This window comes from Stenotrophomonas sp. WHRI 8082, from assembly GCF_040223995.2.
In the GTDB taxonomy this organism is placed as follows: Bacteria; Pseudomonadota; Gammaproteobacteria; order Xanthomonadales; family Xanthomonadaceae; genus Stenotrophomonas.
Genome location: NZ_CP167826.1, coordinates 1,420,712 through 1,444,982, shown reverse-complemented (window position 1 = coordinate 1,444,982; position 24,271 = coordinate 1,420,712). Strand labels below are relative to the sequence as shown.

Annotated in this window: 15 protein-coding genes; 8 read left to right on the top strand and 7 right to left on the bottom strand. The window is 67.0% G+C overall.

The window, feature by feature from the left end:
- Positions 1-10 precede the first annotated feature (10 nt).
- The gene (locus ABRP17_RS06420; RefSeq protein ID WP_349985479.1) at positions 11-673 is read left to right on the top strand and encodes a hypothetical protein; all 663 of its coding nucleotides are present in this window, start codon (positions 11-13) and stop codon (positions 671-673) included.
- On the opposite strand, the gene ABRP17_RS06415 is transcribed toward ABRP17_RS06420, so the two are convergent.
- From ABRP17_RS06415 to ABRP17_RS06405, 3 genes are all read right to left on the bottom strand, one after another.
- Positions 636-932: a hypothetical protein gene (locus ABRP17_RS06415; RefSeq protein WP_188325174.1), complete on the bottom strand. Its 297-nt coding sequence runs from the start codon at positions 930-932 to the stop codon at positions 636-638. The genes ABRP17_RS06420 and ABRP17_RS06415 overlap by 38 nt on opposite strands.
- 470 nt (positions 933-1,402) lie before the next feature.
- Positions 1,403-4,009 carry a TonB-dependent receptor gene (locus ABRP17_RS06410; protein WP_349985480.1) on the bottom strand — a complete coding sequence of 869 codons (2,607 nt, stop codon included), beginning with the start codon at positions 4,007-4,009 and terminating at the stop codon, positions 1,403-1,405.
- Between the two features lie 706 nt (positions 4,010-4,715).
- Complete coding sequence (locus ABRP17_RS06405; RefSeq protein WP_349985481.1) at positions 4,716-6,026, bottom strand: acetamidase/formamidase family protein; 1,311 nt, start codon at positions 6,024-6,026, stop codon at positions 4,716-4,718.
- A gap of 168 nt (positions 6,027-6,194) precedes the next feature.
- Here ABRP17_RS06405 and ABRP17_RS06400 point away from each other — a divergent pair, with 168 nt between their 5' ends.
- A complete protein-coding gene (locus tag ABRP17_RS06400) occupies positions 6,195-10,988 on the top strand; it encodes an ATP-dependent helicase (RefSeq protein ID WP_349985482.1) in 4,794 nt (1,597 codons plus the stop codon).
- Between the two features lie 203 nt (positions 10,989-11,191).
- Here the strand turns inward: ABRP17_RS06400 and ABRP17_RS06395 are convergent, their stop codons facing one another.
- Positions 11,192-11,809: a DNA-3-methyladenine glycosylase gene (locus ABRP17_RS06395; protein ID WP_349985483.1), complete on the bottom strand. Its 618-nt coding sequence runs from the start codon at positions 11,807-11,809 to the stop codon at positions 11,192-11,194.
- A gap of 341 nt (positions 11,810-12,150) precedes the next feature.
- Here ABRP17_RS06395 and ABRP17_RS06390 point away from each other — a divergent pair, with 341 nt between their 5' ends.
- Genes ABRP17_RS06390 through ABRP17_RS06380 form a run of 3 tightly spaced genes read left to right on the top strand, consistent with a single transcriptional unit; the run spans position 12,151 to position 14,154 of the window.
- A complete protein-coding gene (locus ABRP17_RS06390) occupies positions 12,151-12,879 on the top strand; it encodes a DUF72 domain-containing protein (protein WP_349985484.1) in 729 nt (242 codons plus the stop codon).
- A complete protein-coding gene (locus ABRP17_RS06385; RefSeq protein ID WP_349985485.1) occupies positions 12,872-13,600 on the top strand; it encodes a DNA-formamidopyrimidine glycosylase family protein in 729 nt (242 codons plus the stop codon). The genes ABRP17_RS06390 and ABRP17_RS06385 overlap by 8 nt, the downstream gene beginning before the upstream one ends.
- Positions 13,597-14,154, top strand: a complete 558-nt coding sequence (locus ABRP17_RS06380) for a GIY-YIG nuclease family protein (protein ID WP_349985486.1) — start codon at positions 13,597-13,599, stop codon at positions 14,152-14,154. Before ABRP17_RS06385 ends, ABRP17_RS06380 begins: the two co-directional genes overlap by 4 nt.
- Before the next feature lie 31 nt (positions 14,155-14,185).
- On the opposite strand, the gene ABRP17_RS06375 is transcribed toward ABRP17_RS06380, so the two are convergent.
- On the bottom strand, positions 14,186-15,334 hold the full coding sequence (locus ABRP17_RS06375) for a GGDEF domain-containing protein (protein WP_349985487.1): 1,149 nt from the start codon (positions 15,332-15,334) through the stop codon (positions 14,186-14,188).
- 304 nt (positions 15,335-15,638) lie between these two features.
- Here ABRP17_RS06375 and ABRP17_RS06370 point away from each other — a divergent pair, with 304 nt between their 5' ends.
- Both ABRP17_RS06370 and ABRP17_RS06365 read left to right on the top strand, forming a co-directional pair.
- Positions 15,639-16,910 carry a carbohydrate porin gene (locus tag ABRP17_RS06370; protein ID WP_349985488.1) on the top strand — a complete coding sequence of 424 codons (1,272 nt, stop codon included), beginning with the start codon at positions 15,639-15,641 and terminating at the stop codon, positions 16,908-16,910.
- A gap of 204 nt (positions 16,911-17,114) precedes the next feature.
- Positions 17,115-19,640 carry a methyl-accepting chemotaxis protein gene (locus tag ABRP17_RS06365; protein WP_349985489.1) on the top strand — a complete coding sequence of 842 codons (2,526 nt, stop codon included), beginning with the start codon at positions 17,115-17,117 and terminating at the stop codon, positions 19,638-19,640.
- 183 nt (positions 19,641-19,823) lie between these two features.
- On the opposite strand, the gene ABRP17_RS06360 is transcribed toward ABRP17_RS06365, so the two are convergent.
- Positions 19,824-20,585 (bottom strand): SDR family oxidoreductase, encoded by a 762-nt coding sequence (locus tag ABRP17_RS06360; RefSeq protein ID WP_349985490.1) that lies wholly within the window; start codon positions 20,583-20,585, stop codon positions 19,824-19,826.
- Between the two features lie 100 nt (positions 20,586-20,685).
- Here ABRP17_RS06360 and ABRP17_RS06355 point away from each other — a divergent pair, with 100 nt between their 5' ends.
- On the top strand, positions 20,686-21,603 hold the full coding sequence (locus ABRP17_RS06355) for a LysR family transcriptional regulator (protein ID WP_349985491.1): 918 nt from the start codon (positions 20,686-20,688) through the stop codon (positions 21,601-21,603).
- 102 nt (positions 21,604-21,705) lie between these two features.
- On the opposite strand, the gene ABRP17_RS06350 is transcribed toward ABRP17_RS06355, so the two are convergent.
- Positions 21,706-24,225, bottom strand: coding sequence for a PepSY domain-containing protein (locus ABRP17_RS06350; RefSeq protein ID WP_349985492.1), 2,520 nt, complete (start codon positions 24,223-24,225; stop codon positions 21,706-21,708).
- Positions 24,226-24,271: the final 46 nt, after the last annotated feature.

The following is a 24,271-nucleotide window of genomic DNA, read 5'->3' as shown; positions in this document are numbered from 1 at the left end:
AGGTAACGTCATGTCACTGCCGGGCTATCGGATAAGCACGTACGTCGCATTCGCGATCAGCACCGCCTGCCTGGCACTGATGACCACCCGCTCGCCCAACGGTGGAATGTTCTACATGGCGGGCATGGTCGCAGGGTTGGTCGGGCAGCGGCTGTGGCTGCGGGCGACGCCCCGTGTCATCGGGTGGCCATTGGTGGAGCTCTACCTCCTGCTGTGCGTGAGTGCATTGTTCGCTGCAGCGTTGGCGGCGATACGGGGCGACGCGCAGCCATTGGCCCACCAGGCGGGCGTGACGTTGTTATGGGCCGCCGTGCCCGTGGCGACAATGGCAATGGGTGCGTTGATGGCACAGCGGCTTCAGTGGCGGCGAGGGCTCTGTATCGTCCTTGCGCTTCTGCTCACCGCGTTCGCCTGCGTGGGCGTCCGATGGAGCGACACCCGCTCCCAGCGCCCTCCATGGGATGCGGCGCTGCTGCCGCTGGTGGGCTATTGGCCCGGCGTTGTCCACGCGGTGTACGGGATTCCGATCACGGTGCACCTGCCCGCGTCAGGGACGAGCAGCGCCGACGACGGCGGTCGGCAGGGTCGTGCTGGACCGCCGGGTGGGCTTCAGTCCAGGCAGCCGGGGAACAACGTCACGGCCGATCCAGATGCGGACTCGCCGACGCCCTGACCAGCTCGCGGGCGGCCACCAGCAAGCCATCGGTCAGATGCTCACCCAACAGCGAAGCGATATCGCCATCGCATCGGGCGATATGCTCGGCCTGCAGGATTTCCAAGGTGGCATCCAGGGCACGCAGCACGCGAACGGACACAACGACGCGCCCGGTCCGCTGCAGGTCTGAGCTGACGCCGTCTGTAGAACGATCGGCGTTCTCCGCGGACGCGATCAGGCGCAGCGGCGGGGTAGGGGGAAGATCGGAAGAGCTCATGCAAGCGACCTCACAGTGCGTTGAAGCCACCCGCGCGGAAGCACGGGGTGGCGGGCGATGCGGGTTGGCATACCGGTGTACAACACGAAAAAGGGCCGGCGGATCAGGGATCCCCACACACCGCCCGCCGTATGACCGGAAGACGATGCAGTGCATTCTCCGCCGTGCCCCGAGGGCAGAACAGAGCCAAATCGTGTTGCACAAACAGGATGCCAATCCTGGCCGACGTCGTGATGGCGCCGGCGTCATCATCGTGCGTAAGCCCACACTCCCGCGTCCATGAGGAAATCTGTGAAAGACGGGGGCGGGATGCAATACGCGACACGCAGATCGCTCGGGATCGCGCTTGGTGGACGCAGGAGGCATCCACGGCCTTTTTGCCTGTCGGGCTCTATGCGGATGAGCGGCGTGCGGATAAGACAGGCGGCAGGCACTTCTCTGGCCCGCCGCCTGCCTCCCGGGAGAACGGCCTAGAACTTCCAGCCCACCCGCGCGTAATAGAACCCGCCGTTGAAGCCATACGGCGAATGCACCGGGTACTCGGCGCCGGCAACGCCCGCCCAGGGATTCTTTGAGGGCACGCGGTCGAACAGGTTCTGCGCGCCGACGCTGAAGTAAAGTCCAGAGTCGAAGTTCCAGCCCACGTCTGCATCCACCAGCAGCGCGCTGCCGGCATGGATGGGCAGACCGCCGTCCGCTGCCGAGATCACGCCACTGTCCAGATGGTCTTCATACCACGACCCGTAATAGTTCAAGCGCAGGTTGGCATGGAAGATCTGACGCTGGTGGTTGATGCTGAAGTAGCCCTTTGTCTTCGGCAGGGATTCCTCCAGCTTGTAGACGCGCGCGGCATCGATGAAGTCGGTGTCGTACCGGTCGACCTCGGTGCGGTTCCAGTTGGCGGCGAGCGAGTACGTGGTGGTGCCACCGAAATGGTCGCTGCGATAGCTGGTGACCAGATCCACGCCGGTGGTGGTGGTGTCGAACGCGTTGCCAAAGTAGGTCACCTGCGAGATCGAGGCGGCTTCCGGGTTGCCGCCTGCCACCAGCGCCGCGCGTTCTTCCGGCGTTACCGCGAAGCTGGTGCTCAGCGCGATGCGGTCCTCCACCTTGATCTGGTAACCATCCACGGTGACCAGCCAGTCGCCCTCGGTCCACACCGCGCCCAGCGAGATGTTCGTTGACTCCTCCGGCGTGAGCGGCCGTGCACCTTTGAGCTGCGCGATCGGATCGGTTGGCGGCAGCGTGGCGATGTCTTCCAGGGCCGTCCCCCCGAACACCGTGCTGATCTGGCTGATGTTGGCCTGGCCTGGCGTCGGTGCACGGAAGCCGGTGTTGAATGCACCACGCAGAGCGAAGGTCGGTGTGAAGTCGAAGCGCGCGGTGAGCTTGCCGATGGTGGTACTGCCGAAGGAATCGTAGTCCTCGTAACGCAGCGCGCCGGCCAGCAGGAAGCGTTCGGTGAGCTGCGCCTCCAGATCAGCGTAGGCCGCCCAGTTGCGTCGGTCGAAGGTGCCGGCCGTTCGCGCACTGAACCCGTTGAAGCCGTTGGAACCCAAGGCGAAGCCTTGGTCGGTCAGTGGACCGATGGCCGTCGACGGTCCGTCGCCCGGGCTGATCGTGAAGCTTTCTTCGCGCCATTCCGCGCCCATGGCCAACCGCAGCGGTTGGCTGCTGAAGGTCGTAGTGATATCGCGGCTGACATCGACGTTGAGGTTCTTTTCTGTCTGGGTATTGCCGCCGGGGCGGAAAGAGAGGCCGGCCGGTTGGTTCGGGCCCAGCGATGCATTGACCGTGTTGTAGATGACGAAATCGATGTCATTGCGGCCCCACGACCCGCTTACGTCCCAGTACCACTCGTCCCAGGTGCCCTTTGCCCCGGCAACCACCGAGGTATCTTCCAGCGAGCCGCCGAAGCGCGGCGTAAAGCCACCAGGCAGGCTGGACAGGAAGGTGTAGCAGTTGGCGGGCAAGGCGGCGACCGCGCCGCTGACCCCGCTGTACGGCAGCAGGTTGCCGGCACCGTCGCGCAGTGCAATGGTCGGGCAAGCGCCTGCACCGGTCAGGTTGCCGACCAGCAGGGTATCGCCGCCATCGTTGGAATACACCCCGGAGCGCGCAGTTGGATCACGGTAGTAGAACCCACCGTCGACATCGCGCTTGGCGTAGTTGCCGAACAGATAGAAATCCACGGTGTCGGTGGACAGGCCGAGGTTGTAGACCAGCTTCAGGTCATCGTCGACCTTCGGTGAACCCCACACCTGCGCGGGATCGCCTACGCCCGGGTATCCGGCCGCCGCCGCGGCGCCCGCATCGTCCCGCTGCACACTGCGCGAGGTGTCGTCCGCCTTGCGCCACTCAGCGGTCAGCGTGGCAAAGCCGCGCTCGGTCAGTGGCAGTCCGATCTGCGCCGAATACTGCGTGGTCAGGCCATCGCCCTCGTAGTACTTGCCGGTGAACACCTCGGCGCTGCCGCCTTCGCGCAGTTTCTTCAGGCCGAAGTTGATCACCCCCGCGATCGCATCCGACCCGTACTGGGCCGCTGCACCATCGCGCAGCACCTCCACCTGCTCCAGCGCCAGCGACGGGAACGCCGACAGGTCCGGACCCTGTGCACCGTCGGACAAGCCATGCCCCAGGAACGTGATCACCGCAGCGCGGTGGAAGCGTTTGCCGTTGATCAGCAGCAGCGTGTTGTCCGGCGGCAGGCCGCGCAGGTTGGCCGGGCGCACCAGGCTGGCGGCATCGTCGATGGGGATCGTGCTGACGTTGAAGGACGGCACCAGCACCTTGAGCTGGTCCAGTGCGTCGGTGGCACCCTGGTTGCGGAACTCGTCACCGCTGATGATGTCGATCGGCACGGCAGACGATGAGACAGTGCGCGGTTTGGTCCGGCTGCCCAGCACGGACACGGTGTCCAGGGTGGCGGCTTCGGCGGTAGGTGAGGTGTTTCGGTCCTGCGCCACCGCGATGGAGCTGGTGGTCAACAAGGCGGTGGCCAGCGCCACGTGTACTGCAGATGCCAATGGCGAAAAGGCTTTCGGAGCGTGAACACACTTGCCAATGCGGTAGTTCATGCATGCACCTTGCAGTCGGATTGTGGGATTTCGGGTCAGGTCAGGTCTTCATTCCTTGGTTCTCCTTGCGTGCCAGAGGTTCTGGTGCGCTGCAGCAATAGTTAACAGAACTTAAACCGTACTGCAACGAATGTGTGCTGAGTCTGGCGGTTGGGGGGTGTGGGGGTGGTAGCGCCGAGCCACGCTCGGCGAGCGCAGCGGCCTGCATAGGCGTGCGTGCACCGGACCGGAAAGCCGCCGAGCACGGCTCGGCGCTACCAGGTGGCGGCGGAGCGGGGTGGTAGCGCCGAGCCACGCTCGGCGAGCGCAGCGGCCTGCATCAGGCGCCCGCGCACCGGACCGGAAAGCCGCCGAGCACGGCTCGGCGCTACCGAGCAGCGGCGAAGCGGGTTGGTAGCGCCGAGCCACGCTCGGCGAGCGCAGCGGCCTGCGTCAGGCACCCGTGCACCGGACCGGAAAGCCGCCGAGCACGGCTCGGCGCTACCAAGTGACGGTGGAGCGCGGTGGTAGCGCCGAGCCACGCTCGGCGAGCGCAGCGGCCTGCATCAGGCACCCGTGCACCGGACCGGCAAGTCGCCGAGCACGGCTCGGCGCTACCAATTGACGGTGGAGCGGGGTCGTAGCGCCGAGCCACGCTCGGCGAGCGCAGCGGCCTGCGTCAGGCACCCGTGCACCGGACCGGCAAGCCGCCGCGCACGGCCATGCGTTACTTCGCCGGAGCAGTCACGGGCGTCAGTGTCCGCAGCACTGTCTTGTCGATCTTCGCGGCCACGCCCACGCTCCGTCCGGCCAGGTTGGCCACGTTGTACTGCACGGCCACGCCAAGCACCTGCGTCGCCTCGGACAGCGTCAATCCATAGGACTGTCGGAGCCATTGCAGCATGCCGGCCGTAGCAAGACGCAGGGCGTCGTCGCTGGAGCCGCCTTGCCCCAGCGCCATCAGCTGGGTCGGGGATTCAACGCGCGGGGTCGCGATGGACTGTCGCTTCACCAGCTCCACCTTCACGATGACATCCAGCGAGGTCTCCAGCGCCCACTGCGTGGTCTCGCCATCACCCTGCAACGCATGCCCATCGCCCAGGTACAACAAGGCGCCGGGCTGCTGCACGGGCAAGAACACCGTGTTGCCTTCGACAACCGCATTGAAGTCCATGTTGCCGCCGAACACATGGGTGTCGCCCGTGGAGATCGGGGGATAGCCGAAACCCGGGGCCAGTGCCAGACCACCCAGCATCGGCTTCACCGGCACCTCGAAATCCTTGAGTGCGCCGGAGGCTCCCTGTGGACGGGCCATGCCCCGCGCACGGTCCAGCTGCCAGCGTACCGGCTTGCCCAGCGCAGAGGCTTCACCGGCTACGCGAGCCGTCTTCAGACGGTCGACGAGGCCGTCCAGGCTGTCGGCGTAATCGCGGTTGAGCTTCAACGAGACCAAGGTGATGGCCAAGGTGTCGCCGGCTTCTGCGCCGACAACAAAGAACGGGCCGACTTGGGGATTGCCGTACAGCGCCCGGGTGATGCCCCGCTCGTCTACGCCACCCGAATCCAGCGTGCGGGTCTGCACGGAATCGCCGGGATGGATGACCAGTACCGGCGGACGATCCGCACTGAAGGTGTTGGAATAATCCGTTGGCGTGAACCGATGCACCTGCGGCGCGGACTGCGTGCGATCCGGGACACGCCAACCGCTGAACGCGTGGGCGGCGCGAGCTGCGCGATCATTGGTGTCCGGCTGATCGCTCTCCCCACGCATCCGCGCGTCGGCGATGCGACCGCGGTAGTGGCTGACCTGACCCTCCTTGTCCGTGACAGTGAAGGAAAAGCCGCCGTCTGTGCGCGACCCTGCCACCGCGTCACCATCCAGCGTGCCCTGCAGGCGTTCCCCGTGGGTGTCCAACTGCAGTGTCTGGTAGCTCGTGTTGCCCCACAGGTCGGTGCCGATGATCCATTGCTCGGCGGCGAATGCATCAAGCGGTGCGGCTGCCAGCAGCAGCGAAGTCAGTTTCCAGGCAATCGTCATGGCAGGGCGCGTCCGCAAGGCACCGGGCGGTGCATGCAGCGCAGCCTAGTTGCTATATACCCGCTGCCCCAGTGTCCAAGGTAACGCGAGCAGCGGTCGGGTCCACCGGCACCCGACGCAGCAGCCCCGTCATGCCGGCCTGCACGCGGCCGCTCGCATAATGGGGACATGTCCAGCCCCCTCGACGCACTTCCTGAAGTCTTTGGTCCCGCCACGCGCGCGTGGTTTGCTCACGCCTTTCCGGCCGCCACCCCCGCACAGGTACAGGCGTGGCAAGCCATCAGCGAGGGCCAGCACACGTTGGTGATCGCGCCGACGGGATCGGGCAAGACACTGGCCGCCTTCCTGCACGCCATCGACCAGCTGTTCACCGAACGCGACCAGCAGGCACGTTCGGCCGAAAGCGTGCCCGGCCCTGACCGCGCCGCTACCCGCGTGCTGTACATCTCGCCGATCAAGGCATTGGGCTCGGACGTGCAGCGGAACCTGCAGATCCCACTACAGGGCGTGCGTGCCGAGCGTGCACGCCGTGGTGATCCGGAGGTGGACCTCAGCGTCGCGATCCGAAGTGGCGACACCACCCCGGCCGAGCGCGCCCGCCTGCTGCGCCGCCCCCCGGACATCCTGATCACCACACCCGAATCGCTGTTCCTGATGCTCACGTCGAAGGCACGGGACACCTTGCGCAATGTGCATACGGTCATCATCGACGAGATCCATGCGGTCGCCGGCACCAAGCGCGGTACACATCTCGCGCTGAGCCTGGAGCGGTTGGAGGCGCTGTTGCCGGCACCTGCGCAGCGTATCGGCCTGTCGGCAACGGTTCGCCCTGTTGACGAAGTCGCACGCTTCCTCGGCGGCGACCGGCCGGTACGCGTCGTGCAGCCACCGTCTCCGCGGCATCTGGCGATGCGCATCGTGGTGCCGGTGGACGACATGGCCGACCTGCCCACGCACGGGCCCGCGGCGGGTGGCCGCGAGCAGTCGTCACGGGTGGGCTCGATCTGGCCGCACGTGGAGGCCAGCATCCTGGAGGAGGTGTTGCGCTGGCGCTCGACGATCGTCTTCGCCAACTCGCGCGGCGTGGCGGAAAAGCTCACCGCGCGCCTCAACGCGCTGTACGCGGAGCGCCTTGCGCAGGCCGCGGGTGAGCAACCGGCACAGGGCCTGCAGGCCACCGCCTACGGTTCATTCAATGGCGGCACGTCCGGGCGTTCGGAGGGTGCGGAGCCGTTGATCGCGCGTTCCCACCATGGGTCGGTGAGCAAAGAACTGCGTCGTGAGATCGAGGTCGCGCTCAAGTCCGGTGAACTGCGCTGCGTGGTGGCGACGTCCAGTCTGGAACTGGGTATCGACATGGGGCTGGTGGACCTGGTGATCCAGGTGGCCGCGCCGCCGTCGGTGGCCAGCGCCTTGCAGCGGGTGGGCCGTGCCGGCCATCAGGTCGGGGGGGTGTCCACCGGCTTCGTCTACCCACGCACACGTCGCGATCTGATCGATGCGGCGGTGATCGTGGACAGCATGCTGGCCGGTCGCATCGAGGCAGTGGATCCGCCGCGCAATCCGTTGGATGTGCTGGCCCAGCAGACGGTGGCCGCAGTCGCGATGGATCCGCTCGATGTGGATGCGTGGTATGCCTGCGTGCGTCGCGCAGCGCCGTATCGCGAACTGCCACGCAGTGCCTTTGATGCGGTGCTGGACATGCTGGCAGGCCGCTATCCGTCGGACGACTTCGCCGGGTTTCGTCCGAAGGTGGTGTGGAACCGGGACAGCGGCCAGCTGACCGCGCGGCCCGGTGCGAAGCAACTGGCAATCACCAGCGGCGGCACCATTCCCGACCGCGGCATGTTCAGCGTGGTGCTCCCGGAAGGAGAGGAGCGTGCGGGCTCGCGCCGTGTGGGTGAGCTCGACGAGGAAATGGTGCACGAGTCGCGGGTCAACGATGTGATCACGCTCGGCGCCACCTCGTGGCGGGTGGAGCAGATCACCCACGACCAGGTGATCGTGACCCCGGCCCCAGGCCGCTCTGCACGCCTGCCTTTCTGGCGCGGCGAAAATGCGGGACGGCCGGCCGAGCTCGGCTTGGCCATCGGTGCCTTCTTCGCAGCCCTCGAACCGGCTGCACGTGCCGACGGCACGTTGCCGGAAGCGCTCGCCTCGCGGCTGCAGGCATGCGGTCTGGATGCGCGTGCGATCAAGAACATGCTCAGCCTGCTGAAAGAACAGCGCGAGGCGACCGGCGTGCTGCCAACCGACCGGCAGCTGGTGGTGGAGCGCTGCCGCGATGAGCTGGGCGATTGGCGGGTGATGCTGCACTCGCCCTATGGACGCCGCGTGCACGATCCGTGGGCATTGGCCATTGCCGAACGTATCCGTGAGCGCTGGCATGTGGATCCGTCGGTGGTGGCGAGCGAAGACGGCATCATGGCGCGTATCCCGGACAGTACGGGGCGTGTGCCGGGGGCGGAGCTGTTCCTGTTCGATCCCGATGCCCTGCAGCGCAGCGTCACGGCGGCAGTGGGTGGCTCGGCCCTCTTTGCCGCGCGGTTCCGCGAGTGTGCATCGCGTGCCTTGCTGCTCCCGCGGCGGACCCCCGGTCGGCGTTCACCCCTGTGGCAGCAACGCCTCCGTGCGGGGCAGCTCCTGGACGTGGCGCGTGCCTATCCGGATTTCCCGATCCTGATCGAAACCGCCCGCGAGTGTCTGCAGGATGTCTATGATCTGCAGGCGCTTGGTGCACTCATGCAGCGCCTGGTGGACGGCGCAGTACAGATCGCCGAGGTCACCACCGAGGTGCCGTCGCCGTTCGCGGCCAACCTGCTGTTCGGCTACGTAGCCGAGTTCATGTACGGCACCGATGTGCCACTGGCGGAGCGCCGCGCGTCCATCCTGTCGCTGGACAGTGGGCTGCTGGGCGACCTGCTGGGCCAGGTGGATGTGGGCGAACTGCTGGACACCGCCGTCGTGCAGCGCGTCGGCGATGAACTGCAACGGCTCGCTACCGATCGCCTGGCCAAGGGCAAGGAGGGCGTGGCCGATCTGCTGCGCGAGCTGGGTCCGCTGACCACGGACGAGATCGGTGCGCGCCTGCAGGATGGCCATGGAAGCGCCGAAGCCTTCATACAACTGCTGCATGACGAGCGCCGCGCGCTGCCGGTACGCATCGCGGGCACGGCGTACTGGGCCGCAGTGGAAGATGCAGGGAAGTTGCGCGATGCGTTGGGCAGTGTCTTGCCCGCCGCTGTGCCGGAGGCCTTCCGCACGCCCAGCGCTGATCCGCTGGGGGAACTGGTTGCACGCTACGCGCGTACGCGCTCCCCGTTTTTCACTGCGGACGTGGCCGAGCGATTCGGCCTGGGCGTTGTAGTAGCCGATGCGGCATTGTCTCGGCTCGGCGAGCAGGGCAAGGTGTTGAGCTGCACGTTCGGCACGGTGAATGTCGCAGCGGGCGCTGCTGCCTGCACGGACATCAGTCCGTTGGCGTATCACGAGTGGGTGAGCGAAGACGTCTTCCGGCGGCTGCGCGTGCGCTCGCTGCAGGCGGCGCGTGAGGCCACCCGCCCCGTGCCCGGGGACGCGTACGCGCGGTTGCTGCTCGAACGGCACGGCGTGATGAGCGGCGCGGTGGGACATGCCGCTCTGCCCGATGTCGGCGCCAGTGAAGGGACGATGGAGGGCGTGGACGGAGTAGTGCGCGTGGTCGAGCAGCTGGCCGGCGTGCCGTTGCCGATATCCATCTGGGAAAACCAGATCCTGCCTGCCCGTGTTCGGGACTATGTGCCGGCCTTGCTGGATGAGTTGCTGGCCACGGGCGCGGTGCTGTGGTGTGGGCACGGCAGGCTCGGTGACGACGACGGGCTGGTCTCGCTCCACCTGCAGGAGGTGGCCGCTGAGACGCTGCCGGCGGCACCTGGTGGCGCGGAAGCAGATACGGCATCGCCCCTGCAGCCGTTGATCCTGTCCGTGCTGGAGGGGGGCGGTGCGTTCTTCGCGCGGCAGCTTGCGGCGGGCGTGCATGCGCGCATGCAGACCGACCCCGACGGTTCGCCACGCGTGGAGCTGTCGCCTGAAAACCTGCATGCCGCGCTGTGGGATCTGGTCTGGACAGGAAAACTGACGACGGACATCTGGGCGCCACTGCGCGCGCTGTCCGGGGCGCGTGTGCAATCGCGCATCCGTGCCGCCAGTGTGTCGCGTCGACGCCGTGGCTTTGCCGGATTCCACATGGCAGACAGCGGGCCGGCTGCGTCCGTTGGGGTGCAGGGGCCGGCTACATACGATGCCCCGTCGTTGGCGGGTCGCTGGTCGTTGCTGCAGCGCGGCTCCGCCAGCGATACCGTGCGTGCAGTATCACTGGCTGATGCGCTGTTGGATCGCCACGGGGTGGTCACCCGGGGCGCGGCAGTGGCCGAGGGCATCGCAGGGGGTTTCCCCGCCTTGCAACAGGTCTATCGGGGGATGGAGGATGCGGGGCGCGTGCTGCGCGGACGCTTCGTGCACGGCTTGGGCGGCGCGCAGTTCGCGGAGCGCGGCAGCGTGGATCGGCTCCGCGAGTTCGCCGAAGACAGCGTATCCGCGGGAAGGGACGTTGCTATTGGACTTTCGGTACTCGACCCTGCCAATCCTTATGGGACGGTGCTGCCTTGGCCGGCGCACCCGGCACGGCAACGGCCCGTGCGCCGCGCTGGTGCACTGGTGGTGATCGGCGCAGGGCAGCTGCGCATGTACTTGGCACAGGGCGGACGCAATCTGCTCACCTTCTTCGAGGGCGATGACCCTGCGCACGCAGCGATGGTGACCAGTGCGGCACAGGCGCTGGCCATCGCACTGCGACGGGGCAAGCGGTTGTCGTTCACCCTGGACCTCATCAACGATGAGGTGATCGGTCGCGGGCCGATCACCGATGCCCTGCGCGCAGCAGGTTTCCGTAATGCACCGCGCGGCTTGTCATGGGAGGGATGAGCGAGCGTCTCGGGTACCGGTAGCGCCGAGCCATGCTCGGCGAGCGCAGCGGACCGTCGGCGGGAACAGTCCGCCGAGCGTGGCTCTGCCCTACGGAGAATCGCGGGCATCGGTAGCGCCGAGCCGTGCTCGGCGAGCGCAGCGGGCCGTCGGCGGGAACAGTCCGCCGAGCGTGGCTCTGCGCTACCGGGCGTTGCGACCCATCAGGCCTTTCGCGGTGGACGCACCGAGACGTGCGGGTTGTCCCGTACGTGCCAGCGCCACGGCAACTCGATCGCGCGGCTGATGCCGATGCGCGGTCCGACGACCGGGTGCGACGGCGGCGGCGTGCCATCGTCCACGATCGTGATGCCTCTGTCGGCCGTAACCAGGTCGGCACCGTCCAGGGCGCGCGTGATCGCGAATGCCTGCGACAGTTTGCCGGGCCCACTGGCCAGATCGCGCTCGCGTTTCGCTTTGGGCCGTGACAGCTGCATCGCCTCGATGCCCCGCAAGGGTTCAGCCGCACGCAGCAGTACGCCCACACCTTCCCCCACTTCGCCACACACCGCGTTGCTGCCCCAGTGCATGCCGTAGGTGAAGTACACGTACAGGTGCCCGGCCGCGCCGAACATGGTGGCGTTTCGTGCGGTCATGCCGCGGAATGAGTGCGCCGCGGGATCTTCGCTGCCGGCGTAGGCCTCCACTTCGACGATCCGTGCCGCGCGTCCGTCCGCGCTGACCAGGATCTTGTTCAGCAGTTCCGGGGCCACCGCCGCCGGATGGCGCCTGTAGAAGTCGCGCGGCAGGACGGACCAGGATTCGTCAATGAATTCGAACATGGCCGCAGCATGCACCGGACGGCGTAGCGGGCCGGTCAACAGGGAGCGTGTGGACCCCCGCCATCGGTAGCGCCGACCCATGGTCGGCGAGCGCAGCGGGCCGTCGGCAGGACCATTCCGCCGAGCACGGCTCGGCGCTACCACAGCCGCGATTGGTAGCGCCGACCCATGGTCGGCGAGCGCAGCGGGCCGTTGGCGGGACCATTCCGCCGAGCACGGCTGGATACCCAGGCCCCGCATCAGCTGCGGCTTCACAGGGCTTCGCCGTTCCGTAACGCGCGGCGGCGGACGCTTGAGCCTGGTCAATCACGAGCAGGGGGGACCGGACGGTGGCATCGGCAGTGCGGATAGGTTGCGCCGGTTGGTCGATTCCCAGCCGCTACGCAGATCGCTTCGGCGAAGGCGCCAGCGCGTTGCAGCGCTACGCTACACGCCTGACCGTCGCGGAAATCAACTCCTCGTTCTATCGCCCCCATCAGCCGGCGACCTATGCGCGCTGGGCGGCGGCCGTACCGCCAGACTTCCGTTTCTCGGTCAAGGTCCCCAAGCTCATTTCGCATGAGCTGGCGCTGCGCGGGGTGGGTGCGCCGCTGGACCGTTTTCTGGGCGAAGCGCTGCATCTGGGCGACCACCTGGGCGGTCTGCTGCTGCAGCTACCGCCGGCGCTATCGTTCGACGCACGCGTGGCGTCGACGTTCTTTGCGATGCTGCGCCGGCGTACAGCGCTGCCGGTAGCCTGCGAGCCGCGCCACCCCAGCTGGTTCCTGCCTGAAGCCGATGCCTTGCTGCAACGCCATGACATCAGCCGCGTCGGCGTGGATCCACCGCGCGTTCCGGCCGGTGCGGTTCCCGCCGCCAGTCCGGCGTGGGCATACTGGCGCTGGCACGGCAGCCCGCGCATCTATTACAGCGCGTACAGCGACGAGGCGCTCCAGCAACTGGCCGGCCAGCTTCGCGCAAGCACCACCCCGGGTACGCCGTGCTGGGTGATCTTCGACAACACTGCACACGGCTTTGCGATCGACAACGCCCTGCGGCTGCAGGCTTTGCTGGAGCAGGAAGATGCCTGAAGGTCCCTCCATCCTCATCCTGCGCGATGCCGCAGCGCATTTCCGCAACAAGACCGTGCGCCATGCCAGCGGCAACAGCAGCCTGGACCTGTCGCGCATGGAGGGCCGCCGGATCGTGTCCGTGCGCAGCTGGGGCAAGCACTTTCTGCTTGAGTTCCGTGGCTTCAGCCTGCGCGCGCACCTGCTGATGTTTGGTACTTGGCGGATCGATGAGCGCAAGCCGAACCCGGCACGTGCGTCGCTTGTGTTAGACAACGGCGAGCTGAATCTCTACACGTGTTCGTTGAAGTACATCGAAGGCGACCTGGACGATGCCTACGACTGGCGGACCGATGTCATGAGCCCGCAGTGGGATCCCCGGCTTGCGCGTCGCCGCTTGAAGGCCCAGCCGGACACGTTGATCTGCGATGCGTTGCTGGACCAGTCGATCTTTGCCGGCGTGGGCAACATCATCAAGAACGAGGTGCTGTTCCGTACGCGCGTGCATCCCGCCACACCGATTCACGCGATCGCGCCACGCAGGCTGGGCCAGGTGATTGCGCAGGCCCGCGACTACAGCTTTGATTTCCTGGCATGGAAGAAGGCATTCGAGCTCAAGAAGCACTGGCAGGTGCATACCCGGCGCATCTGTCCGCAGTGCGGCGGACCCATCAGCAAGCAGTATCTTGGTACCACGCAGCGCCGCGCGTTCTTCTGCCCCGTCTGCCAGCCCGCGCCATGAACCTGCGAACGGATGGGCACTGGTTCGCCTATGTATTTCCCTGCGCATGGGAGGACTTCTGCAAGATCGGCTTCTCGCGCGATCCGCTGGGACGCATCAGTGCGCTGCACCGGCGCTGGTTCGAGTTCTTCGATCTGGAAGCGGGATGGTTGGTGGAGGCGGAGACGCAGCGCGATGCGCGCGACCTGGAGTTGCAGCTGCGGCGTCCCTTGGCCCTGCACAAAGCACCGTCGCCACTCACCGTGCAGGAAAAGGCCGGTGGCAAGACCGAGTGGGTGCGGGGGGCGAACGCGCTGCTGGCCGATGCCGTGGCGGGGCTGGCCGATAATGGTCACCACGTGTACGCCCTGCGTCCGTGGCTGCATCAGGTGATGCTGCAACGGGTGGACCGGTTGCATGACTGGGCCGCCGCGCAACTACCGGAAGAAGAAAGCCTGCGCTACCGCACTCCCTCCGTGGAAAACGCGTTGCGTGACCAGCTCGACGCGTACGCGGCGCTCGACATCGATCCGCGACCGTGGCTGCCTGCGCATGTGGTGCGCTGGTACGGGTGACGCCCATCCGGCGCCAATCAACATACAGAGGTCAGTCGCCGTCGCTGCCCATCACCCGGTTGCGGCCTGCCTGCTTGGCGCGGTACATCTGCCGATCCGCTGCGGCCACCAAGGCACCCGCGTTCGAACGGCGGCCTTGGCTGATGGCCACGCCTACGCTGAGCGTCGCATCAATGCGGTGCCCGGCTACCTCCTGGGCAGAGCGCTCGAAGGTGGAGCGAAGGCGTTCCGCTGCGGCCATCCCGGCTTTCAGGCTCGAGTCGGGCAGGATGCACAGGAACTCTTCGCCGCCGTAACGAAAGATCAGGTCGTCGCGGCGCACCGCCTGCTCCGCCGCCCTCGCGGCCTGGCAGATCACCTTGTCACCCATGTCGTGGCCGAAGCGGTCGTTGATGGTCTTGAACTCATCGATATCGAAGAACAACGCCGCGCGCACGGTCCCGCTGACACGGTCCTCCTGATCCCAGATGCCCAGTTTTTCATCCAGCAGACGTCGGTTGTACAACCCGGTCAACGGGTCACGCGTGGCCTCGTCGTAGAGGCGGCTGGCCGCCTGTTCCTTCAGCACCGCAACCATCAGTCCGCAGACCAGCAGCACATCGATCAGCACAATGCCGCTGAATACCGCCACGGCCCACGTGCGCGGCGCGCCGGCACCCAGTGGCTCAGGCAGCCAGGGCGACAGGGTCATCGCGACGGCGGCCAGGGCGGCCGACGCCATCAGGATGCGCGCCAGCAGCCGCGCCGACGGCAGTGCGGGGTCGCGGCGCTGGACCAGCGTGACCGCCGACAGACCACAGTAAAGCGCCGCAAGCGCGGCGCGCCCCGCCGCGTTCAACGATGACATCTCGCCGGGACCGAACACTGCCGCTACCAAAACCAGCCAGCACAGCGGGGGCGCGAGCAGCAGGCCCCAGCGTGGCGGCAGGTGGAAGATGGATCGGATGCCCTGCCAACCTGCTGCAAACGCCAGCAACGCGAAGAAGGTGCCAATGTAGCCGGCCGCCGGCGCCTGCTTGAGTGCGGGCCACAACAGCAGGGCACAGCAGCACGCGCCGGCCAGGAATGGCATGGCAAGCCACAGGCGCGCGCCACCCCGAGGCCGGGTCAGCAGCAACAGGATCGCAATGGAAACCAGGACTGCGGCGCTGAAGCCGAGCAGGGTGGGGATATCGATCATCACCCGCGAGGCTAGAGCGCGCTTTGCGAGTCTGCCGTCAACGGCGCCCTCACCACAGAGTGTGCGGTTCATCACAGGTTGCCGGCGGTTCCCGATCCGTTAATCAAGCGCCGCCATCACGCCGCCGACTGCGCGGGCATGTCGTGGTTGGCGAGGTGCGCACTGCGGAAAGCGACAGCGGACTTTGCGTGTTTACGCCTTTCGCGGCAAGGGCTGTGACCTGCTTCGCAGTCCGCGCGTTTACGCGCCGCGAGGGCGCGCGCGGGCATGCCACGTTGAGGCTCCTCGCAGCAAGGAAATTTCAATGAAGAAGCCTCTGATCCCTCACGGCGCCCTGAGTTGCCTCATTCTGATGTCCGCCACCGGAAGCTGTGGGGTAGCCGTGGCGGCACAGGGCATCACGGGGGATTGGAACGGGGCACGCGAGCGGCTCGCCAGCGACGGAATCGAGCTGGACATGGGCTATACCGTCGAAGCCGCACGCAACCTGTCTAGCGGTTTACGCCACACCTCGGCGCACGCCGGCCAGTTATCGGCCAGCGGACAGTTCGACCTGCAGCGTCTGTGGGGCTGGGAGGGCACGCGCGCTGCTGCATCGCTATCGCTGCGCGACGGACACAACCTGACAGAACGGGCGGGGCTGGGCAGCCTGCTGCAGAACCAGGAAATCTATGGGCGCGGCAACATCGCACGGCTGGGCAGCCTGTGGCTGGCGAAGCAGTCTGCCGATGGCCAGTTCGACCTGAAGCTCGGCCGGGTATCAGCCGGTGATGACTTCAACGCGCTGGACTGCATCGCCATGAATCTCGCGCTCTGCGGCAGTCAGCCCGCCGTGTTCGGCGGCGACTACTGGTTCAACTCACCCCTCAGTCAATGGGGCGGCGTGTTCACCTGGCGGCCCGTGCAGGAGGTGTACGTGCGTGCAGGGGCGTACCAGGTCAATCCGCGTTACGCCGACACCCACGGCGGCGGACTGCGGTTCGCACCGTCCGGAACCGTGGGCACGCTGACGCCGCTGGAGCTGGGCTGGGAGCCCACCTTCGACGGGCGTAGCGGGCATTACGCAGTGGGCGGCTGGTACAGCAGTGCCCGGCGCGCCGATGCAGTGCAGCGGTTTCCTGTCGAGGGGATGTCGCAGCAGCAGGAACTGCGCACGGGGGCCTACGGCGGCTGGGCCAGCGCGCAGCAGCAGTTGACGCGCGGCAGTGGCGCCAACGAACGGTCCGGGCTGCGTGGCCAGGTGGCGTTCGCACAAGGCGACCGGCGTACCGGCGATATCGATCAGATGTTCAACGTGCAGTTGATCCAGACCGGGCTGATGCACACGCGGCCTGACGATCGGATCGGCATCGGCCTGGCGACCACCCGGGTCAATCCACGTGCTGCGCGTTCTGGCCAGGAAGGTGTTGGCACGGCGTTTGCGCGTCGCGAGCATATGGCCGAAGTGTTCTACGGCTGGAAGCCGCTGGTCGGCGTGGATCTGCAGCCCGGTATCCAGTTTGTCCGCCACCCCGGCGGATTCACCGCGCGCAAGGATGCGGTGGTGGTTGGCATGAAGGCGGATGTGCGTTTCTGATGTTCCCGCGCGCTGTCATCGGCGCGTCTTGCACCGTTGCTACAACGTCCCCGGTACCGCTGCGGCATGCGTGGCGGTTCTCCCTATGCCCGCGGGGCAGGGGCGCAGGCCGCCGCGCTCACCGAGCTGGGTTTGGCGCTACCGGGGCTAAAGTACGCAAGCTGACGGCCGATACCGATGCGTCATTCTGCCTCGGAGTCTGTCATGTCGGCTGTACCGCATTTCCTGCGAACATTGGGCGCCCGCGTGCGCGGCACCGCTGCGGTTGCCAGCGGACCTATCCACCGCCTGGCCCGCCTCAGTGTAGCTGCCAAGATCAAAGGCAGCCTGCTGGTCTGCGGCATCGGCCTGGTCACCGTTGCCGCGATGTATGCGTGGACGACTCATGTCAGTGATCGGGCCGCGCGCACGTTCGCTGTCCATCAGCAGGGCACCGGCCTTGCCTCCACGCTGGCGGCGGAGGTCGCCGAAGCCCGCAGACTGCAGACGCAGTATGCCCTGACGTTCGATGCGGCTGATCGCACCTCGCTGCAACAGGCCCAGCAGCGCCTGCAGGCCACGCTGGAGCAGTTACGTGCGCTGCCGATGGACGGTGCACGGAAGACAGCGCTCGACGAGGTGGCCAGCCATGCCGCCGCATTCTCCGAAGGGATTGCCGGTTTGAACGCCCGCGTGGATGAGATGGGACGCGGTGATGAGGCGCTGGCGGTGCAGCTTGATACCGCCGCCGACGCCTTGCAGTCTGCCGTGGATGCAACCGATCGCCCCTTACTGGCGATGCACGTGCAGAAGATGCGCCGGCAGGAGAGTCTGTTGCTGTTGAACGGTGACTCCAGCCATGCCGACAAGGCCAGCGAAGAAAAGCTGCCGTTCGATCTCGCGCTGGCGGGCCTGTCTGCCGATACGCAACAGCAGCTTCGCGAGCTGATGGATGCGTATCAGGGCGCTTTGCTGTCCTACACCGCGGCGCGTGTCGGACTGGATGTCGAGGCACAGCTGCTGGTAGACACTGCGTCGAGCATCGCGCCGGCATTGCAGGCATTCCAGACGGTGCAGGCCAGCAACCTGGAGCAGGCGCGCGAACGACAGCAGGCGCAGGCGTCGCGGCTGGGTGTGATGTTCGCCGCAAGCCTGTTGACGGTTGCGCTGGTGTTGATCGGCACACTCTTGATGGTGCTGCGCGCGGTGCGTCGACCGATCCAGGACACACTGCGATTTGCGCAGGACATTGCCGAAGACCGGCTGGATACCGAGCTGCGTGTGCACAATCCACACGATGAGATCGGGCAGCTTGCCCAGCGACTTGGTCATATGCAGCAGCAACTGCGCGCGCGCATCGAGCGGGACCGCGCCGTCGCCCAAGAGAACGCACGCGCACGCCAAGCGCTGGACAGCGCGTCCACGGGATTGATGGTGATAGACCCACAGGGCATCGTGACGCATGCCAACCCGGCGCTGCTGCTGACCTTGTCACGTGCCGCCGATGAGGTGATCGGCGCGTCGGCCCGCGACGTGCACACCGCATTGTCCAGCGTGGGTGGGAGTGGAAGGCGGGACTTTGACATCCAGCACGCCGGCACGACCTGGCACGTAGTGACGACACCCATCTTCGACGATGGACACGCGCTGGGCGAGGTGGTGGAGTGGCGAAGTCGCGCGCTGGAGGTGCTGCTGGAGACCGAGGTGGCGGCGCTGGTCGACGCAGCGGCGCTCGGTGAACTGGCCGGGCGGATTCCGCTGGAGGGCAAGGCGGGCTTCGTGCACCGTCTGTCCGCCAGCATCAACCATCTGTTGGCAACCTTCGAACACAATCTGGGCGACCTGCAAACGCTGCTGGCAGCGCTGGCCCGCGGTGACCTGCGCGCGCGCATGGACGGTGAGGTCGAAGGGGTGTTTGCCCACATGCGCGACGATGCCAATGCGACGGTGCAGCAACTTGCAGGGATCGTGGCGCGCATCCAGCAGGCCGCGGGGTCCATCGGCGAGGCGGCCGGTGAGATAAGCGCAGGCAATGCCGACCTGTCGACCCGGACGGAGTTGCAGGCTGCCAATCTGGAAGAGACCGCTGCATCGATGCACGAGCTGACCGATACCGTATCGCGCAATGCCGATGCGGCCAGCCAGGCCAGCGTACTGGTGCAGGCCAGTGCGGAGGTCGCCGCACGCGGAGGCGACGCGGTGGGTCGCGTGCAGCGCTCGATGAGTGATATTTCGGCGGCGTCGCGTCGCATCGGCGAGATCACTTCGCTGATCGATGGCATCGCGTTCCAGACCAATATCCTGGCCTTGAACGCAGCCGTGGAAGCGGCGCGCGCAGGGGAGCAGGGGCGCAGCTTCGCGGTGGTTGCCAGCGAAGTACGCAGCCTGGCCCAACGGAGCGCGGATGCGGCGAAGCAGATCAAGGGCTTGATCGAAGATTCGGTGGCGCAGGTCGGGCAGGGTACGCAGGCGGTCGGCCAGGCGGGCGCGACGATGACCGAGCTGCAGGCCAGCGTGCAGCAGGTGGCGGCGATCATGCTGCAGATTCGCGATGCGTCGCTGGAACAACGCAATGGCATCAGCCAGGTCAACCAGACCATCGTGCAGATGGACGCCAGCACGCAGCAGAACGCGGCGATGGTGGAAGAAGCCACGGCCTCGGCCCGTGCGTTGGAAGACCAAGCGGATCTGCTGGCCGAAGCGGTGGCCGTGTTCCAGCTGCGCGCCGCGCCACGCGCTGTGGCCGCGTGACCTGGGCCGCTGCCCTTGGTAGTGACGGCCGCTGGCCGTCAGGTTCTTCCCGCTGCGCTCGCCGAGCGTGGCTCGGCGCTACCGGGGTGCTGCGATTCGCCGTGGCCGCGTGATCTGGGCCGCTGCGCTCGCCGAGCGTGGCTCGGCGCTACCGGGATGCTGCGATAACGTCGTGTCGACGCGTCAGATGAACATGCCGCCCGATGCTTCCACGCGCTGGGCGTTGATCCAGTGCGTGCCCGGTGACATCAGGGCGACCACGGCCGGGCCGATGTCGTCCGGTTTGCCTGCGCGGCCCAGCGCGGTGGACGAGGCCACCATCGCGTTGGTGCCTGCATCGTCGCGCACCCGGCCGCCACCGAAGTCGGTCTCGATCGCGCCCGGCGCCAGGGTGTTCGCACTGATCCCGCGTGCGCCCAGCTCTTTGGCCAGGTAGCGGGTGAACACTTCGATGCCGCCCTTCATCATCGCGTAGGCGGAGCTGCCCGGCAGCGAGAAGCGGGCCAGTCCGCTGGACACGTTGAGGATGCGGCTGCCATCGGCCAGCAGCGGCAACAGCGTCTGGGTCAGGAAGTAGGGCCCTTTCAAGTGCACGTTGACCAGATGATCGAACGACGCCGGGGTGGTATCGGCGATCAGCGCGTAGTGGCCTTCGCCGGCGTTGTTGACCAGGCCGTCAAGGCGCTCCACGCCCCAGGCTTGCAACTGCAGCTCCAGGCGTTCGCTGAATGCCGCGAACGCGCTGATGTCGGCCACGTCCAACGCCAGCGCGGCAGCGCGACGGCCCAGCGCTTGAATCTGTGCCACCACATCATCGGCCGCAGCGGACTGGCTGCGGTAGGTCAGTACGATGTCGGCCCCGTCGGCGGCCAGGGCGAGTGCGGCATTGCGACCCAGGCCACGGCTGCCGCCGGTGATCAATACGGTACGGATAGCGGTAGTCATAGCGAACTCCATCAGCGGGTAGGGGGCCAGCGTATTGGGCTTGCAGGCGCGAATAAATCGCGTGATGCTGATATGACTGTTCAATCTGGAACAACAATCAATGGACAGCCTGGCGCAGCTTCGCGCGTTTCTGCATGTGGCTGAGCGCGGGTCGTTCACCCGCGCCGCTGAAGGACTGGGCCTGCCCAAGGCCAGCGTATCGGTCGCCGTGCAGCAGCTGGAAACCGCGATGGGCACGCAGTTGCTGCACCGGACCACCCGCCGCGTGCAGTTGACCGCCGATGGCGAGCAGCTGTTCCAGCGCGCACGCGATCTGCTGGACGATGTGGAGGACCTGCAGGGGATGTTCCGCCGCGACACCGCTACCCTGCGTGGCCGCCTGCGCGTGGACATGTCCAGCGGGCTTGCGCGGCACCTCGTCGTGCCGACGTTGCCGGATTTCCTGCAGCAGCATCCTGGGCTGGAAATCGAGCTCAGTGGCACCGATCGCCGCGTCGACCTGGTGCGGGAAGGATTCGACTGCGTGCTTCGGGTCGGCCCGCTCGATGACAACACGCTGGTGGCGCGGACGCTGGGTTGCATGGAGGTGGTGAACTGCGCCAGCCCGAGCTATCTGGCCCGCTACGGTACGCCGCATACGCTTGAAGCGCTGCACGATCATCGGCTGGTGCACTACGTGAGCACGCTGGGCCAGCGTCCGTCCGGCTTTGAATACTTCGATGGACAGCAGTACCGCACCCTGCCGATGGCCGGCGCGGTGACGGTGAACAGCGGCGATGGATACAGCGCAGCGGCAGCAGCGGGGCTGGGCATCATCCAGGTACCGCGCCTGGGCGTGCGGCAGGCGCTGCATGACGGGGTGCTGGTGGAGATCCTGCCGCAGTTTCCGGCCGAGCCGATGCCGGTCACGTTGCTGTATGCACAGCGCAGGCACCTGCCCGCGCGCGTGAGAGTATTCATGGACTGGGTAGCGGCGCTGCTGCAGCCGCATCTGCAGCCTGTCAGCGGCGAACGGTAAAGCCGACTGGTAGAGCCGACTTCAGTCGGCTGACGTGGTGCTCGAAATGCCAGCCGACTGAAGTCGGCTCTACCGGGTCAGCTCTACCCCTTCCGCTACAGCTCAGTACACGTCGCGGCGGTAGCGGCCTTCTGCCAGCAGGGCGTCCAGGGCGTCTTCGCCCAGCGTCTCGCGCAGTACGTCATCCACGCCTTGCGCCATGCCCTGCAGCGAGCCGCAGACATACAGGCAGGCGCCATCGGCGATCCAGTGGCGAAGCTCTGCGCTCGCCGCACGCAGCAGGTCCTGCACATACAGGCGCGTTTCGCCATCGCGCGACCACGCAAGATCCACGCGCGACAAGTGCCGCTGTGCTTGCCAATCCCGCAGCTCATCGGCATACAACGCATCGCAGGCCTGCTGGCGTTCGCCGAACAGCAGCCAGTGCCCGTGGTGTCCCGCTGCATGGGCTTCGCGCAACAGGCTGCGCAGCCCTGCGATACCGGTGCCGTTGCCGATCAGGATCATCGGCGGCGCATCGGCATGCCGATGGAAACCGGCATTGCGTCGAACGCGCGCATGCACGGGTCCCGCCACCGGCGCGTGGTGTGCCAGCCAGCCCGACCCCAGCCCCGCGCGACCAGCGGCGTCGTACACCAGGCGGACCACCAGCTGCACCGTGCCATCGGCCGCGCACGAGGCGATCGAGTATTCGCGTGGCGGCAGCCGCGGCAGCTCATCCAGCCAGTGCACCGCGTCGTGCACGGCCTGCACCTGGGTGGCATCGGGCAACACGCGCAGTGCGGCCGCATCGTCGACTCGTACCGTTGCGCCATCCACGTGCACCCACGCATCCGCATCCACGCCGGCGGCGTGCAGGACGGCCTGTACGTGCGCATCGCCCTCCCGGGGGGCTACCTGCAGGATGTCACCGGCCTGCCAGCCGGTGCCGGGCGGTGGCTGCAGGGTGATCTGCCAGATCGCACCGCCCTGGCTGCCCGGATTGAGCAGCACGCGCTCCACCAGTGACCATTCCTGCAGGGCGCTCGGGCTTGCATCCGCCTCGAGTGCCTCGATGCCGGTCAACGCCACCAGGTGCTGCTGCCAGCGCTGCAGCGCGCGTGCATCATCGCCATCCACTTCGACGCAGGGGAACAGCGCCGCCGCCCCTTGTTCGCCCAGCCAGGTCTCCACCCGGCGCGCGAATCCACAGAAGCGCGCGTACTGACGATCACCCAGTGCGAGCATCGCGTAGCCCAGTCCGGGCAACGCTTGCGCCTGCGCCAGTACCTTGCGTTCGAACACCCGCGCGCTGTCCGGTGCTTCGCCGTCGCCGAACGTGCTGACCACGAACAGGGCGCGTTCGGTCTGCTGCAGGGTGGCCACATCCAATCGGGCCAACGGCTGCACCTGCACGCGCATGCCGGCCGCCTGCAACTGGCCGGCCGCGCGCCAGGCCAGCTGCTCCGCCTGGCCGCTCTGGCTGGCGAAGGACACCAGCCACGCCGGCCCGCCGGCATCGCCGGTGACATCGAGCGCAGGAAGGTCGACACGTGAGGCGCGTACCGCGCGCTTCTTCGCCCGACGATCCAGGTACAGCATCCAGCCGGTGACGAAGAACAGCACCATCATCAGGCTGGACAGCATCACGATGAGGCGGCCGGGCAGGCCGAAGAAGCTGCCCGAATGCAGTGCGAACATGCTGGTCAACACTTTGCCGCCTGCATCCAGGCTGCCGTAGGCGCGCTGTTCGAGGAGCGCACCGCTGGAGGGATCAAGCTGCAGTACGTCGTGGGCGCGGTCGTGGTGCGTGCTGGTGGCCGACATCACGCGCACGGTCAGCGGCCGGTCGCCACGGGCCGGCAAGCGCAGGTCGATATAGCCCTCGCGTACGCCGGGCAGGGCGTACAACGTGGCCTGCACGCGCTGCAGGTTCAACGTCCCCTCGCCCTGCAGCACGGCCGGAGTTTCCCTTTCGCCGCCCAGCACGCGGGTCAGGCCATCGCGGTACCAGTCGAACGACCACCACAACCCGGTGAGCACGATCAGCAGGTAGACCGGCAGCACCCACGTGCCGATCACCGAATGCAGGCTCCACAGGAAGCTGCGGCCACGGTGTTTCCACTCCACGGCGAACCAGCTGCGCCAGTTCCACCACTGCCGCGGCCAGCGCAGGTAGATGCCCGACAGCACGAACACCAGCAGGAAGATCGTGCAGATACCGGTGACCAGCTGCCCCCGCTCGCCGGCCACCAGGCGACGGTGCAGGTCTTCCATGAAATCGAAGAACGCCTGTCCCCGCAGCGCACTGAACGACTCGCCGGTGTAGGGATCGAAATAAACCCAGTTATCGCGTCCGCCTTCGAAGCGGGCCACTGAGGGGCGCTGACCTGTCGCGTCCACACGCAGCCGCTGTAGCGGGGTGTCACTCGAAGCGCCAAGGGTGTCCACCAGGGTACTCAACGGCAATGCCTGCTGCCCGTCCGCATGCTGGGTCGCCACGGCGGCGAAGCCGGGATTCAGCGCGCGCAGCAGCTCGTCCTCGAACGACAGCGTGGCGCCGGTGAGGCCCATCAGGGCGAGCACGGTGCCGGCAGTGATGCCGAGGAACCAGTGCACCTGGAAAAGAACGTTCTTGAACATCGGGGGAGGGGAAACCGGTACCGCCAGTGGGGGCTGGCTGCTGCGC